14 protein-coding genes are annotated in these 15,892 nt (G+C 70.9%); 5 read left to right on the top strand and 9 right to left on the bottom strand.

The features are described 5' to 3' along the window. Window positions 1–19 precede the first annotated feature (19 nt). Window positions 20–253, top strand: a complete 234-nt coding sequence (locus tag RGI145_RS16990; RefSeq protein ID WP_027280760.1) for a hypothetical protein — start codon at window positions 20–22, stop codon at window positions 251–253. 33 nt (window positions 254–286) lie between these two features. Here RGI145_RS16990 and RGI145_RS16985 read toward each other — a convergent pair whose 3' ends face one another. The 6 genes from RGI145_RS16985 to RGI145_RS16960 form a co-directional block, all read right to left on the bottom strand. Then, window positions 287–1,396 carry a zinc-binding metallopeptidase family protein gene (locus RGI145_RS16985; protein WP_075799292.1) on the bottom strand — a complete coding sequence of 370 codons (1,110 nt, stop codon included), beginning with the start codon at window positions 1,394–1,396 and terminating at the stop codon, window positions 287–289. Window positions 1,397–1,555: 159 nt separating this feature from the next. Continuing rightward, the gene (locus RGI145_RS16980; RefSeq protein ID WP_075799291.1) at window positions 1,556–2,128 is read right to left on the bottom strand and encodes a peroxidase-related enzyme; all 573 of its coding nucleotides are present in this window, start codon (window positions 2,126–2,128) and stop codon (window positions 1,556–1,558) included. Beyond that, entirely contained in the window at window positions 2,125–2,652 is a 528-nt protein-coding gene (locus tag RGI145_RS16975) for a CMD domain-containing protein (RefSeq protein ID WP_075799290.1), read from the bottom strand. Before RGI145_RS16975 ends, RGI145_RS16980 begins: the two co-directional genes overlap by 4 nt. Continuing rightward, window positions 2,649–4,232 carry an ABC transporter substrate-binding protein gene (locus RGI145_RS16970; protein WP_075799289.1) on the bottom strand — a complete coding sequence of 528 codons (1,584 nt, stop codon included), beginning with the start codon at window positions 4,230–4,232 and terminating at the stop codon, window positions 2,649–2,651. The genes RGI145_RS16975 and RGI145_RS16970 overlap by 4 nt, the downstream gene beginning before the upstream one ends. Window positions 4,233–4,326: 94 nt before the next feature. Next, entirely contained in the window at window positions 4,327–5,793 is a 1,467-nt protein-coding gene (locus RGI145_RS16965; RefSeq protein WP_237183115.1) for an NAD(P)-binding domain-containing protein, read from the bottom strand. Beyond that, window positions 5,790–6,761, bottom strand: coding sequence for a LysR family transcriptional regulator (locus RGI145_RS16960; RefSeq protein WP_075799287.1), 972 nt, complete (start codon window positions 6,759–6,761; stop codon window positions 5,790–5,792). Before RGI145_RS16960 ends, RGI145_RS16965 begins: the two co-directional genes overlap by 4 nt. Window positions 6,762–6,927: 166 nt before the next feature. Here RGI145_RS16960 and RGI145_RS16955 point away from each other — a divergent pair, with 166 nt between their 5' ends. Further along, entirely contained in the window at window positions 6,928–8,400 is a 1,473-nt protein-coding gene (locus RGI145_RS16955) for a sulfatase family protein (RefSeq protein WP_083670863.1), read from the top strand. 179 nt (window positions 8,401–8,579) lie between these two features. Next, window positions 8,580–10,106, top strand: coding sequence for a sensor histidine kinase (locus RGI145_RS16950; RefSeq protein WP_075799286.1), 1,527 nt, complete (start codon window positions 8,580–8,582; stop codon window positions 10,104–10,106). Between the two features lie 24 nt (window positions 10,107–10,130). Here the strand turns inward: RGI145_RS16950 and RGI145_RS16945 are convergent, their stop codons facing one another. Then, window positions 10,131–10,970, bottom strand: coding sequence for a M23 family metallopeptidase (locus RGI145_RS16945; RefSeq protein WP_075799285.1), 840 nt, complete (start codon window positions 10,968–10,970; stop codon window positions 10,131–10,133). After that, entirely contained in the window at window positions 10,967–12,448 is a 1,482-nt protein-coding gene (gene xseA / locus RGI145_RS16940; RefSeq protein WP_075799284.1) for an exodeoxyribonuclease VII large subunit, read from the bottom strand. The genes RGI145_RS16945 and xseA overlap by 4 nt, the downstream gene beginning before the upstream one ends. Before the next feature lie 83 nt (window positions 12,449–12,531). Between xseA and purD the strand changes: the two genes are divergently transcribed. Next, window positions 12,532–13,809: a phosphoribosylamine--glycine ligase gene (purD, locus tag RGI145_RS16935; RefSeq protein WP_075799283.1), complete on the top strand. Its 1,278-nt coding sequence runs from the start codon at window positions 12,532–12,534 to the stop codon at window positions 13,807–13,809. Window positions 13,810–14,181: 372 nt separating this feature from the next. On the opposite strand, the gene RGI145_RS16930 is transcribed toward purD, so the two are convergent. Continuing rightward, a complete protein-coding gene (locus tag RGI145_RS16930; protein WP_083670857.1) occupies window positions 14,182–15,267 on the bottom strand; it encodes a siderophore-interacting protein in 1,086 nt (361 codons plus the stop codon). 140 nt (window positions 15,268–15,407) lie between these two features. Here RGI145_RS16930 and cynS point away from each other — a divergent pair, with 140 nt between their 5' ends. Further along, window positions 15,408–15,857: a cyanase gene (gene cynS / locus RGI145_RS16925; protein ID WP_075799282.1), complete on the top strand. Its 450-nt coding sequence runs from the start codon at window positions 15,408–15,410 to the stop codon at window positions 15,855–15,857. Window positions 15,858–15,892 lie beyond the last annotated feature (35 nt).

Genomic DNA, 15,892 nt, shown 5'->3' with positions numbered 1-15,892 from the left:
CTTTGAGGAGGATCTCGCCATGTCCCGCTGGATGCTCGGAATGACGGCCTGCCTGGGCCTGACCGGGCTGGCCGCCTGTGCCTCGCCGTCGCAGCCCGTTTACACGCCCGGCGTCGCCGCCATCCCCGACCCCTATTGCCGGGAGGCCGCGGCCAATGCGACCGGGGCAGCCTATACCGCCTCCGTGACCGGCCTGCCGGCCGATCAGCGCCGCGCCGCCCGGGCACAGGACTTCGCCTCGCGCGGCTGCTGAGCGCGGTGCCCCCCCCGGCCCCGCGCCGTCCGGTCAGGCCGGATCGGGGGGCGGGGGCGGGGGTGCTTCCCCGGCCAGTGGCTGCCCTGGGACAAGACGGTGGACGAAGCCCAGCTTCTCCACCGCGCGCGGGGACAGCACGAAGGGGTAGAGATCCGCCAGCCCCATGGAGCGGTTCAGGCTGTTGACCGCGAAGCTCAGCGGCAGCCAGGCATCCACGATCTCCCCGATCGTCCCGGCCTTGTAGGGGTCGAAGTCGATATCGGTGCTCAGCGAGCCGTCATCCGGCACCTCGGCGGGATGCACGCTGATGCCGAAGGCGCCGGCCATTTCCAGCGTGTCCACGATGTGCAGGTAATGCGTCCAGGTCTCGGCGAAGTCCTCCCAGGGATGGGCGCTGGCATAGGCGCTGACATAGTTCACCTGCCAGTCCGCCGGGGCGCCATTGGCGTAGTAGGTGTCGAGCGCCTGCTGATAGTCCTGCCGCTCGTCGCCGAAGAGGTCGCGGAAGGCCTCCAGCTCCCCATTCGTGCCGCGTTCCACCAGCAGGTCCCAGTAGTGGTGCGCGATCTCGTGCCGGAAATGGCCGAGCAGGGTGCGGTACACCTCGCCCAGATGCTTGCGCATCTCCTCGCGTCGCACGTCGTCGGCCTCCTTCAGCGCGATGGTGATCACGCCGTCGTCGTGGCCGGTCATGACCTTGGTGGTGCCGGCCATGTCCTCCTTGAAGTCGAAGACCAGCCCGTGCTCCGGGTCTTCCTGGCGGGTCTGCAGCGGCAGGCGCAGGCGCAGTAGGCTGTAGAAGAGCCGGTGCTTGGCCACTTCCAGCGCCCGCCAGTGCTCGATATTCCCTGGCTCCGCGAGGTTCGGAACGATCCGGTTGTGCCGGCAGGCGAGACAGAAACTGTCGTCAGAATCCGACGGAATCAGCCAGTTGCAGACATCGTGCTGGGCATTGCGGCAGAAGAGGTAGCGCCGTTCCCCGTCACGCGCGCCCAGGGCCTGCCAGGTGTCGCCATCGGGTTCCAGCGCCGACATCGTCTCCTCCTCCGGGAGGTAGCCGAGGCGGTGCTGGCACTGGGTGCAGGTGGTGTTCTCGAAATAGAGGACCTGCCCGCAACTCTGGCACGTGAAAAGTTTCATGGCGATCGTCCGGATACCGTATCGGAGCAACAACGCCAGCCGCCCCGCGAGTTTCCGCGACCCTGCCAATGCCGGCCCGGGGATGACCGAAAAGGCACGGCGGCGGGGGACCTTCCCGCCGCCGGGGCGGCGGGGAGGGGCGGCATCACGCCGCCGGTATTACATCCCGGGCGGCACGGACCGGCCGAGGGACTGCATCAGCCGGTTCGCATTCGCGAACATGGCCACGGCATGGATCAGGTCCAGGATCTCCAGGTCCGAGAGCCCGGCGGCCCGGAGCGGTGCGAGGTCGGCCGGCGTCATGGCTTGCGGCGTGGCGGTCAGCTTCACGCTGTAGTCCACGATGGCGCGCTGCCGGGCATCCAGCCCCTCCGCCGCGACGCCGTGCTCCAGCAGGGCGCGCATCACCGCCTCCTGCTTGCCCAGCTCCACGAAGCGCCGCGCATGCACGGAGGTGCAGTACACGCAGCCGTTGACGATGGAGACGACCGCCGTGGCCAGTTCCCGCTCCGCGCGCGGCAGGCCGCGGGGCGCGTACATCACCTTGGTGAAGAGCGCCCCCCGTTCGCCCAGCGAGCCCGGATCGTGCACCAGCGTGCGGAAATAGACCGAGCCGCGCTGCCCCGGCGGGCAGGCATCCAGGGCGGCGATCTGCTCCGGCGTTGCGCTCGCTTCCTCGACCGGCGGCAGGCGTGGCTCCCAGCCGACCTCCGCCATGGTGAACCTGCTCATGCGGCGTCTCCCTGGAGCTGGCGCAGCCCGGCGAGCAGCCGGACCTGATAGGGCACGAAGGACACGAGCTGCGTCACCGCCACGATGTCGCGCGCGGTCAGGCCCATGGCGAGCAGCCGGTCGATATCCGCCTGCCCGCAATCGGCGGGGCGCTGCGCCACCATGTCGGCATAGCGGAACAGCACGGCGAGGCGGCCCTCGCCCCCGGGTGCGGGGAAGGCCTCGGCCGCCGCGATCTCCTCCGCCGTCCCGGCGGCGGCGAGCAGCGCCCGGTAATGCGCCGCCAGGGCCGCGTCGCCCTCGATCAGCGCGCCGCGCAGCGCCAGCGCCGCCCGCTCGGCCAGGGAAACGCGGCCCGGCTGCGGCGGCAGCACCAGCTCGCGATAGGCGCCCTCCTCGTGCTTCAGGATATCGGCACGCTCGCGCCGTAGCCGTCCGAGCGGGGAGGCCGCGTCGATGCCGAGGAGATGCTCGGCCAGATCAGGGATGGTTTCGGGGATGGTTTCGGGTGTGTCGGTCTTCATGCCGTGCGGCTCACCATCATCGCGGTGGTACGGTCGCTGGTCTGCGGCGTGACCTTCAGGCCCCGCTTCGCCGCCCAGAGATTCTGGTAGTGGAAGAGGGGGATGATGCCGGCATCCTCGGCCACCACCTGTGCAGACTTCTGCAGGATCGCCTCGCGCTTGGCGTCGTCGAACGCGGCCATCGCATCCTCCAGCGCCTGGTCCACCTTCGGATTGCTGTAGCGGCCCCAGTTGGAGACGCCGCGCCCCTGCTTAGGATCGACGCTGCCCAGCACGTTGATCAGTGCGTAGCTGCCCTCGCCCGTGCCGTTGCCCCAGGCCAGCGTCGTCATGGCGTAGTCGCCCGTCTTCACGCCGGAGGAATAGACCGACCAGGGCACCGCCTCGACCTGCGTCTTCACGCCGATGCGCGTCCACATCTGCGCCACCGCCTGCGCCACCTGCGGGCCGAGCACGTAGCGGTCGTTCGGCAGATGCAGGGTGAGCTGGAAGCCATCGGGATAGCCTGCCTCGGCCAGCAGCGCCCTGGCCTTGTCGGGCTCGAAACCGGGCGGCCTGATCGAGGGGTCGTAACCGAAGCTGCCCTCCGGCATCCACTGTCCGGTCGGCGTGGCGGTGCCGTTCATCAGCCGCTCGCAGAGCGCATCGCGGTTCACCGCCATGGTCAGCGCGCGCCGAACCCGGATGTCCAGCATCGGGTTCCTCGGCAATGGCGATCCGTCATTGGCGACGGCGAAGGGGCTCGGCTTCTCCGAGAAGCTCGGCTGCAGCAACAGCATCCGCAGACCGGGATAGGCGTAGAGCACCACCTCCTTGCGGGCGCGGATCTGCGCGAGGTCGGAGACCGAGACCTTGTCGATCACATCCACATCGCCCGCCAGCAGCGCCGCCGTGCGCGCCGGGGCGCTGGCGATGTAGCGGTAGTCCACCTCGTCCCATTCCTGTTTGCCGCCCCAGTAATCGGGCCGCGCCGTCATCCGCACGCGCTCGCCGGGCGTGAAGGACAAGAAGGTATAAGGGCCGGTCCCCACCATCGCCTTGCCGCTGTTGAAATCGCTGCTCGACGCGCCTTCGGTCGCGTGCCGGCTGACGATGTGCACGGAGGCGAGGTTCAGCGGCAACAGCGGGTTCGGCTCCTTGGTCGTGACGCGCAGCGTCAGCGGCCCCGTGGCCTCCACCTTCTCCACCGTGCGGAGATAGCCGGCGAAGCTCGCCGTGCTGCCCGGAACCTCCGGCGCGCGGGCATAGGAGAAGACCACGTCATCCGCGGTGAAGGGCCTGCCGTCCGACCAGGTGACGCCGGGGCGCAGGGCGAATTCCCAGACTTTCTCGCCCACCGGCTTCCAGGACAGCGCCAGCCCCGGCTGCAGCCCGCCCTCGGTGCGGTTCTCGATCAGCAGGTCGAAGAAGTGCAGGTCCACCGAACGGTCGCCGGCGAAGTTGTTGAGCTGCGGATCGAGCGAGGAGACCGGATCGCCGAAGGCGATGGTCAGCTTCCGGCCGCCCTGCGCCTGTGCCCTTCCCACCAACGGCAGAAGGGAGGCGGCGCCGAGGCCGGCGAGAAGATGTCGTCTCTGCATTCCGGAAAATCCCTTCATGGCTTTCGGGGCATCGCTTTCGTTGCACCACCCTTCGCGGGCGCCTGCGGTATCATCCGGCGCCCGGGGAGGCGCCTCAAGCCGCCACCTCCGCCGGCGCCCATTCATCCCCCAGGAGTTCCGGCACCGCGAAGGCACGCAGCCGGTCGTAATGCACCTCCCGGTCCTCGACGAAGAAGTGCCGCGCGATGGCCTGGGCGAGGCGCTGCGCCCCGGCGCTGACGGCGGGGATGTCGCCGGTCAGCTTCCCATGGCTGAGCGAGGAGGGGTAGTTGAAGCAGTGGATGCGCGACAGCGCCGGGCAGGCGCCCGGATGCCGCTCCAGGAAGCTGAAATCCGGCGCGAGGTCCGGCGAATGCGCCAGCTCGCCATTCTCCTCGCCCGGTTCCGGGGCGAAGCGGTCGCGCCAGAAGCGGATCTCGCCCGCCACCAGCGCCAGTTCCGGCCGTTGCGCGAGATCGACGCCGAAGCCGGTGGCGAAGATCACGAAGTCCACCGCATGGCGGCCCTGCGGCGTTTCCAGCACGACTGCGCCGCCTTCCTCGCGCAGCGACAGGACCGGGCTGCCGAGATGCAGCCGCGCCTGCGGATGGCGGGACACGCGCAGCGTGCTGTCGCGTGGTGGCGGCGTCTGTTCGCTCAGGACATGGTGCATGAAGCGCCACTTCCATTCGTCCGGCAGGCCGGCGAAGCCATGCACCACGCCCTGGCTGCCGATCCCGGTGAACTTGTTGACGCGGGGCAGGGCCTGGCGCCGAACGAACATGTCCAGGCTGGCCGCGCCCTCCTCCAGCGCCGTGGCGGCATTGTCCATGGCCGAGGCACCGGCGCCGATGACGGCCACACGCTTCCCCCGCAGTGCGGCGAAGTCGATGGCATCGCGCGAATGCGCCCAGAAGCGCCGGTCGATCCCGCGCGCCAGTTCCGGCACGAAGGCGCCGCCCAACCCGTCGCGCCCGGTGGCCAGCACCACGCGCCGCGCCAGGATGGCGGGCCCCGCGCTGTTCTCCACCGCGATCAACCCATCCGCGCGCGGGCGCAGCAGGGAGACGGCGACGCCGTTGCGCACCGGCACCCGCATCGCGTGACGGTACCAGCGCAGATAGTCCATCCACATCGGGCGCGGGATCTTGCCCAGCGCGTCCCAGGCGGCGCGGCCGTGCTGCGCCTCGTACCAGGCGCGGAAGGTCAGCGCCGGCAGGCCCAGTGCCGGCCCGGCCAGCGTCTTGGGCGAGCGCAGCGTTTCCATCCGCGCCCAGGTGATCCAGGGGCCTTCCTCGCCCTCCGGCGCGCGGTCCAGCACCTGCTGGTTGTCGATGCCGAGCAGCCGCAGCGCCGCCGAGGCCGCCAGCCCGCACATGCCGCCGCCGATGATGGCCACGTCGGTCACGGGCCGGCCATCCGCCTCCCGCGCCGGGACCCAGGGCTTGCCAGGCAGTTCCAGCCATTCGAGGTCGGCGCGCAGCCGCGCCTCCAGGGCCGGAAGGCCGTGCGGCGCTTCCGCCACGGCCGGGTCGTGGGATTGCACGGGCTCGGTCATCATGCCGGCTCCTCTTTGTCTTGGGGGAAGGCCGCCTGGCGGGCGGTCAGCAGGTCCATGGACCGGGGCGGATGAAGGCGGAAACCCGGCAGCTCCTCCGCCGCCTCGCGCGCCGCCTCGATCACCCGGCGGGTGAGGGGGGAGGGTGGCCGCGCCGCCGGGGTCAGCACGCTCCAGAAGAAGGGGATCGCCGTGTCGAGCGGCCGGATCGCGAGCCCCGCGGCCGGCAGGCCCTGCGCCGTCACCGGGTCGATCAGCGCCACGCCCAGCCCGGCCTGGGCCGCCGAGGCCGCCAGGATCGAGGCATTCACCGCCAGCAGGCCGCGCGGGCGCGCCCCGGCGCGGGCCAGCGCCGTCTCGATCCGGTGGCGCAGGCGGTGCGGGTCGGCCACGGTGATCAGCCGCTCCCCATCCAGGGCGCGCAGCGGCAGGCAGGTCTCCCCGGCCAGGGGATGGGTGGCGGGCAGCACCGCGACGCAGCGGCTCTCGCCCAGCCAGTGGACGTCCAGCCCCTGGTGATCCACCGGCAGGCTGGCGAAGCCCAGCCCGGCGCGGCGGTCGAGCAACTGCCGCACCACCTCGCCCGCCGGGGCGGCGCTCAGCCCCAGGTTGCGCGGTAGGTCCTCCGCTGGCAGCCGCGCCAGGGCCCGGGGAAGCAGACCCGTGGCCAGGGCGGGGATGGCGGCGATATCGAGCGAGGCCAGCTCGCCCCGGGCGATGGCCTCGGCCCGTTCCTCCAGGCGCCGGAGGCCGGCCAGGGAAGGCTCCACCTCGTCATGGAACCGCAGGCCCTGTTCGGTCGGAGTAACGCGGGGGCCGTTGCGTTCGAAAAGGGCAAAGCCGAGGGCCGTTTCCAGCTCCTGCAACTGGCGCGAGATCGCCGGCTGGGAACGGCCCGTCAGCCGTGCCGCCGCGGTCAGGCTGCCGCCCACGATGATGGCGCAGAAGGTCTCAAGCTGCCGGAGTTCCACGGACCGAGCCAATCATGCGTGAATGTGCTGATGCAAGATTTATCATGCAAAAATTTTATGATCCTGCCGCGATGATGACCCGTGGCAGGATCGGTGCCGTCCTTGGCAGGGCACAAAAGACCGAGTTAATTATGAAGCATAACTAATCTGCACGGGAGGAAAACAAATGACGACGGAGATGAGTCGGCGCGGATTGCTGTCCGCCAGCGCCATGGGCGCGGCCACCCTGGGCACCGGCCTGGCGCCGCCCGGCGCACAGGCCCAGACTCAGGCCCCGGCCCAGGCTGCGCCCGTCACGCGACAGCCCAACATCATCTTCATCATGGCCGACGACCTGGGGGTGGCGGATGTTTCCTGCTACGGCCAGCGCGCCTTCCGCACCCCGGCGGTGGATGGCCTGGCCGGGCAGGGGCTGCGCTTCCTCCAGGCCTATGCCAGTTCCGCCGTCTGCTCGGCGACCCGCACGGCCCTGATCACCGGCCGCTACCAGTACCGGCTGCCCCTCGGGCTGTGGGAGCCGCTGTCGCGCACCAACGAGGTTGGCCTGCCGCCGGAGCATCCGACCCTGCCCTCGCTGCTGAAGCGCGCCGGCTACAGCACAGCCCTGGTCGGCAAGTGGCACCTGGGCGCCCTACCGAAGTTCGGACCGCTGAAGAGTGGCTACGACCGGTTCTGGGGTTTCCGCGGCGGCACCATCGACTACTACACGCATCGTGGCACGGATGGGAAACCCGACCTCTGGGATGGCGACCTGGCCATCGACCAGCATGGCTATGCCACCGAACTGCTCGGCCAGAAGGCGGTGGAGGTGGTGCGGGACTTCGCGCAGGCCGGCCGGCCCTTCTTCCTCAGCCTGCACTTCAATGCCCCGCACTGGCCCTGGGTCGCCCCGGGTGACGAGGCGGAATCCGAGCGGCTGAAGGGCAAGGACCTGCGGAACTTCGACGGCGGCACGCTGAAGACCTATGGCCGCATGGTCGTCTCGATGGACGAGCAGATCGGTCGCGTGCTGGCGGAGCTGGAGGAGAGGGGGATCGCCCGCGACACCATCGTCATCTTCACCAGCGACAATGGCGGCGAGCGTTTCTCGGATGTCTGGCCCTTCAACGGCCGCAAGACGGAGCTGCTGGAGGGCGGGCTGCGCATCCCCGCCATCATCCGCTGGCCCGCCCGGGTCAGGCCCGGCAGCACCTCGGAGCAGGTGATGGCCAGCATGGACTGGCTGCCCACCCTGCTGGCCGCCGCCGGCGGGCAGGCCGATTCGGCCTATCCACCGGATGGGATGGACCTGCTCCCGGCCCTCGACGGCGCGGCGCCGGTGCCGCGCCGGCTGTACTGGCGCTACAAGGCCAACGCCCAGCGGGCGATGCGCGATGGCGACCTGAAGTACCTGAAGATCGGGGAGAACAGCTTCCTGTTCAACGTGGTCGAGGACCCGATGGAGCGGGCGAACCTGAAGACCCGCCAGCCTGCCGTCTTCGAGCGCCTGGAACAGGACTGGCTCGCCTGGAACGAGACGATGCTGCCGGAGATCGAGGAGAGCTTCACCGAAGCCTATAGCGCCTCGCAACTGGCCGATCATTTCGGAGCCAGCCCACCCAGCGGAAAGCCGGACCTGCCGCCGCCGCCGAAGCGCTGAACCGGCCTGCCGGTGCGCCTGCCCGGGAGCGACGCCTGCGAATGGTCGAGGTGACGCCCCGGGGGCCCCGCTGCCCCCCGGAGCCACGCGGCCATCGAGCATGGGCGACCGGAGGCCGGCACGGGGCCTCCGGGTCTTATCCTGTTCCCAGGGGGCGGGGAGCGTGTAGAATTCCCGGCATGCTGTCCCCCGATATGGAGCCCCAGCGCGCCGAAGCCCATCAGAGGCTGCGGCAGCAGGAGCTGATCGCCGAATTCGGTCTTTTCGCCCTCCGGGGCGACAGCCTGCAACCTTCGCTGGACGAGGTCTGCCGGGTGGCGGCTGACGGTCTGGACGTGCCCTTCGCCAAGGTCTTGCGCTTTCTGTCCGGGGAGAATGCCTTCCTGGTGCAGGCGGGGGTCGGCTGGCATGCCGGGGTCGTGGGCCATGCCCGGCTGGGGGCGGACCTGGAAAGCCCCGCGGGCTATGCCTTCCGCACCGGGCGACCTGTCATCTCCAACCACCTGACGGAGGAAGCCCGCTTGCGCACACCCGCCCTGCTGATGGAGCACGGGGTCAAGCGCGCGCTGAACGTGCTGATCGGCAGCGGCCAGTCCGTGCCCTATGGCGTGCTGGAGGTGGACAGCGGCGACCGCACGGATTTCGAGCCGCGGGACATCGCCTTCCTCCAGTCCCTGGCCAACGTCATCGCGGCGGTGGTGGACCGGCAGGCGCGGCAGGTGGCCCTCGCGCGCAGCGAGGCGATGCTGCAGAGCGTCTTCGAGAGCAGCCCCGACTGCATCAAGGTGCTGCGGGGCGATGGCACCCTGCTCCGGATGAACCACAACGGCCTGTGCCTGATGGAGATCGACGATTTCTCCAAGGTGGCGAACTGCCCCTGGGAAAGACTCTGGCCCGTCGAACAGGTGGAGCATGTCCGCGCCGCGATCGGTGCGGCGCGCCAGACCGGGATCGGGCATTTCGAGGCCTTCTGCCCCACCGCCAAGGGCACGCCGAAATGGTGGGACGTGCTGGTGGCGCCCCTGGGCGGGACAGGCGAGGACGAGCAGTTCGTCGCCATCTCCCGCGACGTCACCGACCGGGTGAAGGCCGTGGAGGCCAAGGACGCGCTGCTGCGGCAGCAGGACCTGCTGATGCGCGAGGTGCACCACCGCATCCGCAACAGCCTGCAGCTCGTCCACACGCTGCTGCAGCTCCAGGCGGGGCATGTGAACGACGGCAGCGCCCGGGCGCATCTGGGCGAGGCCGCCCGCCGGGTGCTGACCATCGCGGCGGTGCACAAGCGGCTTTATGAAGGCAGTGACGTCACTGAGGCGGATCTCGCCACCTATCTCGGCGGGCTGCTGGAGGATCTCCGGGGCAGCCTGTCGGACGAGAGCGCGGGCCGGCATATCCGGCTTTCCACGGAATCCCTGATGTTGTCGCCGGACAAGTTGACGTCCCTGGGGCTGATCGTCACCGAGCTGGTGACCAACGCGCTGAAATACGGGTGCGGCACGGTCTCCGTCACGGTCCAGCCGCTCGACGGGGTGGCGCGGATCTCGGTCGAGGATGAAGGCCGGGGCTTCCCGGCCGATTTCGATCCGGTCCGCAGCCGTGGCCTCGGCATGCGCCTGTTGCTGACCCTGGCCCGCAAGCCCAACGGGATCCAGGTGGATCGCGACGTGCCCTGGGGCCGGATCGTCGTGGAGATGCCGCTGGGCTGACGCCTCCCCCGCCGGGCCGGGCTGCTACAGCCCCAGCACGGGACCCGGATCGATCGAGACGCCCCGGACGAAGAAGCCCAGATGCAGATGCGGCCCGGTCACCCGCCCGGTGGCGCCGGAATGCGCCATGCTCTCGCCCCGTCCCACCGTCTGCCCCTCGCGCACATCGATTCGCGACAGATGGGCGTAGAGGCTGGCCACGCCCTGCCCATGCTCGACGATCAAGGTGTTGCCGGTGAAGTAGAGATCGGCCGCCAGGGTCACGCGGCCCGGCGCCATGGGGGCGACCGGCGTGCCGGTGGGCACGGCGATGTCCAGCCCCAGATGCGGGGCGCGCGGCTCACCGTTCAGGATCCGCTGGCTGCCATAGACGCCGCTGATGCGGCCCCGTGCGGGCCAGTCGAAGCCCGCCGCATAGAGGGCCACCGGGGTTTCCACCGCGCGGGCGGCGTTGATCCGCACCTGTTCGGCGCGGATGCGGGCGAGGTCCTGCGCGTTCGGTGTCACCTGCCGGGGCGGCAGGCCGTTCAGCCGCTGGATGTCCCAGTGCCGGGGCGCGATGGCGAGGCGGCGGATCTCCGTACGGCCGCCAGGGGGGGTGACACCCAGCGCCGCCTCCGGCCCCGCATCGCGGGGGAAGCCCAGGGCGAAATGGCCATCCGCCGAGACCGGCACCGGCTTGCCTTCCAGGACGAGGCGTGTGCCCGGCGCGGTGCGCCCGGCGACGAAACCGCCCTGGGTCAACCCGGCCTGGTTCATCTCCAGCATCGGGGCGGAGGCGACGCCGGGCCGCGACTCGGCGGAACCGGCGCAGCGGGTGAGCAGCAGGGCCGGCAGGGGCAGCAGCAGACGTCGCGCGATCACAGCAGGGAGCCCTGGTCCTTGGGTTTGCCGGTGCGGGCGCGGCGCGGTGCGGCGCCCCTGGTATCGGCGGCCTCGATGATGCCATCGGCGAATTCGATCTGCAGCCGGGCTCCGGGATCGACCTGGGCCGCCCGGGTGACGGGCCGGCCATCGGCATCGCGCACCAGCGCGAAGCCGCGTGCCAGCAGCCCCTGATAGGAGGCGCCCTCCAGCCGGGCGGAAAGCCCCTCCAGCGCCAGCCGTCCCTCCCGCAGCCGGAAGAGCAGGCGCGGCGTCGGGTCGGGCAGGCGGGCGAAGCGGCGCCTGTCGCGGTCCAGCACCCGGGCGACGGCGGCGCCGGAACGGGCGTCGAGGAGCTGCAGCCGGGCACGGCGGGCGGCCAGCATCTCACGCGGGTGCAGCAGGCGGGCGGCGGCGTCGTTCAGCCGCGCCCGGCGGTCGCGCAGCAGCACGCGCGGCGCCAGGGCGAGGCGCTCCCCCCGGTCGTCGAGACGCTGGCGGGCGTTCAGCAGCATCCCCGGCAGGTCCGGCAGGGCGGCGGCGGCACGGGCGAGGCGGTAGCGCACCTGGTCCAGATGCGACTGCCCGGCGCGGGTGAGGCGCAGGGCACGCTGCTGCACCTGGGCCAGCAACTCGGTACGGGACGGCACGGCCAGTTCGGCGGCGGCGGTGGGGGTGGGCGCGCGCCGGTCCGAGGCGAAGTCGATCAGCGTCGTATCCGTCTCGTGCCCCACGGCCGAGATCAGCGGGATATGGCTGGCGGCGGCGGCACGGACCACGGCCTCCTCGTTGAAGGCCATCAGGTCCTCCAGCGAGCCGCCGCCGCGTGCCACGATCAGCACGTCGGGGCGCGGGAAGCCGTCCGGCAGGGCGTTGAAGCCGGCAATGGCCGCGGCGACCTGCTCCGCCGCGCCGACGCCCTGCACCGCCACCGGCCAGAGCAGGATGTGGGAGGGAAAGCGCCGCAGCAGGGTGGTGCGGATGTCCTGGATCACCGCGCCCTGGGCGCTGGTCACCACGCCGATCACCCGGGGGAAGGTGGGGAGGGGGCGCTTGCGCTCCTCCCCGAAGAGCCCCTCCTCTTCCAGCGCCTTGCGCAGCCGCTCCACCCGCGCGAGCAGCGCGCCCTCCCCGGCATAGTCCAGCCGGTCCACCACGATCTGGTAGGTTGAGCGGTCGCCATAGGCGGTGATCTTGCCGGTCGCGATCACCTCGGTGCCGTTCTCGGGCCTGATCCCGGTGCGTCCGGCGCTCCAGGCCCAGATCACCGCGCGGATCTGTCCGCCCTCATCCTTCAGCGAGAAATAGAAGCGGTTGGCGCCATAGGGACGGCATTCCGTGACCTCGCCCCGGATGCGGACGCGGCCGAAGGTGCCCTCCAGCGTGCGCTTCACCGCGCCCGAGATCTCGGCCACCGTGTATTCGGGGATGTTGGAAGCCTTGGCGGAGGCCGAGGCGGCAGCGGCGGTTTCGCTCATCGCCGCCCATTATGCTACGCGCCGGGGCGATGGACAAAACCGGGCCTTCCCTGGGGCGCCGGGCGACTGGTGGAGATCGCGCGATGAAGGTGCTGCTGGTGGGCGGCGGGGGGCGGGAACACGCCCTGGCCCGGAAGCTGCTCGATTCCTCCCTGCTGACGAAGCTCTGGGTCGCCCCCGGCAATGCCGGGATCGCCGGGATCGCCGAATGCCTCCCCGTGGCCGCCGAGGATGTCGCCGGACAGGTCGCGCTGGCGCGGGAGAAGGGCGTGGACCTCGTGGTGGTCGGCCCTGAAGCGCCGCTGACCCTGGGCCTGGCCGATGCCTGCGCCGAGGCCGGCATCCGCTGCTTCGGCCCCTCTGCCGCCGCGGCGCGGCTGGAAGGCTCCAAGAGCTTCACCCGCGAGGTCACCGAGGCCGCCGGGGTGCCGGGCGCCGAATGGGCCCGCTTCACCGACAGCGCCGGGGCCCTGACTTATGTGCGGGCGAAGGGCGCGCCGATCGTGATCAAGGCCGATGGCCTCGCCGCCGGCAAGGGCGTGGTGGTGGCCGCCACGCTGGAGGAGGCCGAGGCCGCCGTCACCGACATGCTGGATGGCGGCATCCACGGCGCGGCGGGCGCCGCGATCCTGGTCGAGGAATGCCTGATCGGCGAGGAGGTCTCCTTCTTCGCCCTTTGCGACGGCACCCATGCCCTGCCGCTGGTGGGCGCGCAGGACCACAAGCGCGTCGGCGACGGCGACACCGGGCCGAACACCGGCGGCATGGGCGCCTATTCCCCCGCCCCGGCCTTCACCGAGGCCCTCCAGGCCGAGGCCATGGAGCGGATCGTCCGACCCACCCTGGCGGAGATGGCGCGGCGCGGCACTCCCTTCCGCGGCGTGCTCTTCGCCGGGCTGATGCTGACGGCGCAGGGGCCGAAGCTGATCGAGTACAATGTCCGCTTCGGCGACCCGGAATGCCAGGTGCTGATGACGCGGCTGCGCTCCGACCTGCTGGCCGCGCTGCTCGCCGCCTGCGATGGGGAACTGAAGGATTTCGATCTCCGCTGGTCCTCCGACCCCGCCATGGTCGTGGTCATGGCGGCACGCGGCTATCCTGGCCCCTATGTGAAGAACACGGCAATCCGTGGGCTGGACGAGGCCGGCGCCGTGCCGGGCGTGGTGGTCTATCACGCCGGTACCTCCGCCGGGCCGGGCGGCGAGGTCCTCGCCACCGGCGGGCGCGTGCTGGGCATCACCGCCACCGCGCCGACGCTGCGCGGGGCCCGCGACGCCGCCTATGCCGCCGTGGATGCGCTGGACTGGCCGGAAGGCTTCTGCCGCCGCGATATCGGCTGGCGGGCGCTCGGCGCGGGGTGATCCACGGCTCGTGACTTCCGGCCCCGGGGGAAAGGCTCCGCCTTTCGCCCCGGACCCCCTATCCGCCAGGACCCTGCGGGCCCTGAACCCGATGAGTCGACGCTCGCCGCGGTCGGATCGCGCCGGAGAGCCATGCTCTCCGGCGGGCTGCCGGCACCACCAGCACGGACAGGATGCTTTCCTTCTTCTCGGGAGCCCCGCGTCTCCACCTGTTCCCAGGGATCGGCCGAAAGGCCAACGGCTCTCACCGGCGCCCACTCAAGGCGGGGTCCGGGGACCGGCTTCGGTCCCCGGCGGTGAGGGGGGCCGGCGGGAGAGGCAGCGCCTCTCCCCCGGGGGTAAAGGCCGGGCGCGGCGCCGGAACCTCTGCCTTCAGCCGCGTTCCCGCCGCCAATAGGCAGCGCAGTAGCAATGGTCCTTGTCCAGCCCGCGCTCGTCGCGCAGGTGGCAGCGCATGGACTGGGCGACCTGGAACTCGGCGGCGGCCCAGGCGGCGATGCTGCCGCTCTCCGGCCAGCACAGGGCGCGCAGGGCGGCGGGCAGGAGGTTGGGCGTGCCGGCGGGGAGGCCGTCGCGGTGCAGCCAGCGCAGCTCGATGCCGGGCGGGTGGACCAGCGCCTGCTCCTCACGCGCATCCGCAACCTCGACCAGGGCGATGCCACGCGCCCCGGAGGGAAGCTCCTCCAGGATGCGGCCAATGGCGGGCAGGACGGTCTCGTCCCCGGCCAGCACCACCCAGTCCGCTGCCGGCCCCTCGCCGCCGCCGGGGCCGAGGATGCCGACCACATCTCCCGTCTCCGCCGCCAGCGCCCAGCGCGAGCCGGGGCCTGAGCCCGCCTCGTCATCGTCCTCGCCATGCACGACCATGTCCACGTCCATCCAGCCGGCGGCGGGGTCGATGCGGCGGATGGTATAGACGCGTGGGATGGCGGCACGCGGCCCCTGCGGCCAGACGGGCGCGCCATTCGGCCCGGCGACGGGCCATTCGGGGGCCAGCACGCCCGGCGGCGGGATCAGCAGGCGCAGATGCAACCCGCCCACCGCGAAGCGCGCCAGATCCGCCCCCGCGAGGCGGATGCGGCGCATATGCGGGGTGACGGCATGGTTGGAGACCACGCGCATGGCGCGGAAATAGGGGAGTTGCGCCGTGTCGCAGCCATCGCCCGTCCAGGCGAAGTCCGGCTTCAGCCCCTCTTCGAGATTCTCCACATACCAGGCCAGGAGGCCGCGCAGCATGGAAAGGGATGCCGCGTCGCCGGAGGAGACATCGAGGCTCAGCGCCCGGCCCTCGACCGTCATCATGGTGCGGCCCAGGCGATGCGAGATCCAGGCGAGGCCTTCCTCCCGCCGGACGGTGGCGCCGTACTCGCCCAGATGCTCGCAGAGCCGGTCGAACTGGCGCGGCGGGTCCGGAAGCTCGATCCGGGTGCGGGCACGCAGGGTCGTGATCGCGTTCATTCTGGGGCCCCTGGGATGGGACTTGTCCGCACGGGACTTGTCGTGACACGCCGGCAGAGGAGGCTGGCCGGTATTTGATAATGATTATCAATACAGGTTGGATCGGTCCTCCGCAACCGCCTTCCGGAGCAGCAGGGGCCATGACGGCACGCGCAGACCTCACCGAGAAGATCGTCCGCATCAAGATCGAGCGGGACCTCACCTGGGCAGGCCTTACCGCCCTGGCCGGAGGGCTGAGCAAGGAATACGTGACCGCGGCCCTGATGGGGCAGATGCCCCTGCCCAGGCCAGCGGCGGAGGCGATCGGGGCGGAACTCGGCCTCGACGACTACGAGACCAAGCTGTTGCAGCAGCCGCCCTATCGCGGCTCGCTGCCGACGCAGGTGCCGACCGATCCGCTGATCTACCGCTTCTACGAGCTGGTCTCGGTCTATGGCACGACCTTCAAGGCCCTGATCCACGAGGAATTCGGCGATGGCATCATGAGCGCCATCGACTTCCGCATGGACCTGCAACGCGAGCCCAACAATGCCGGCGACCGCGTGAGCATCACCATGAGCGGCAAGTTCCTGCCCTACAAACAGTACTGAGGCGCAGCCCCGCTTGCCATGTCCCGGGGGAAACG

This window comes from Roseomonas gilardii, from assembly GCF_001941945.1.
Taxonomy (GTDB): Bacteria; Pseudomonadota; Alphaproteobacteria; order Acetobacterales; family Acetobacteraceae; genus Roseomonas.
The sequence above is the reverse complement of the archived record's forward strand: the minus strand, read 5'-3'. Positions and strand labels throughout refer to the sequence as shown.

What these genes read in the sequence shown, in the direction of transcription:
- purD (WP_075799283.1), top strand. Translation starts at nt 12,532, where the DNA reads ATGAAGGTGCTGCTGGTGGGCGGCGGGGGGCGGGAACACGCCCTGGCC.
- RGI145_RS16990 (WP_027280760.1), top strand. Translation starts at nt 20, where the DNA reads ATGTCCCGCTGGATGCTCGGAATGACGGCCTGCCTGGGCCTGACCGGG.
- RGI145_RS16930 (WP_083670857.1), bottom strand. Translation starts at nt 15,267, where the DNA reads ATGAACGCGATCACGACCCTGCGTGCCCGCACCCGGATCGAGCTTCCG.
- RGI145_RS16965 (WP_237183115.1), bottom strand. Translation starts at nt 5,793, where the DNA reads ATGATGACCGAGCCCGTGCAATCCCACGACCCGGCCGTGGCGGAAGCG.
- RGI145_RS16955 (WP_083670863.1), top strand. Translation starts at nt 6,928, where the DNA reads ATGACGACGGAGATGAGTCGGCGCGGATTGCTGTCCGCCAGCGCCATG.
- xseA (WP_075799284.1), bottom strand. Translation starts at nt 12,448, where the DNA reads ATGAGCGAAACCGCCGCTGCCGCCTCGGCCTCCGCCAAGGCTTCCAAC.
- RGI145_RS16985 (WP_075799292.1), bottom strand. Translation starts at nt 1,396, where the DNA reads ATGAAACTTTTCACGTGCCAGAGTTGCGGGCAGGTCCTCTATTTCGAG.
- RGI145_RS16975 (WP_075799290.1), bottom strand. Translation starts at nt 2,652, where the DNA reads ATGAAGACCGACACACCCGAAACCATCCCCGAAACCATCCCTGATCTG.
- RGI145_RS16970 (WP_075799289.1), bottom strand. Translation starts at nt 4,232, where the DNA reads ATGCAGAGACGACATCTTCTCGCCGGCCTCGGCGCCGCCTCCCTTCTG.
- RGI145_RS16980 (WP_075799291.1), bottom strand. Translation starts at nt 2,128, where the DNA reads ATGAGCAGGTTCACCATGGCGGAGGTCGGCTGGGAGCCACGCCTGCCG.
- cynS (WP_075799282.1), top strand. Translation starts at nt 15,408, where the DNA reads ATGACGGCACGCGCAGACCTCACCGAGAAGATCGTCCGCATCAAGATC.
- RGI145_RS16950 (WP_075799286.1), top strand. Translation starts at nt 8,580, where the DNA reads ATGCTGTCCCCCGATATGGAGCCCCAGCGCGCCGAAGCCCATCAGAGG.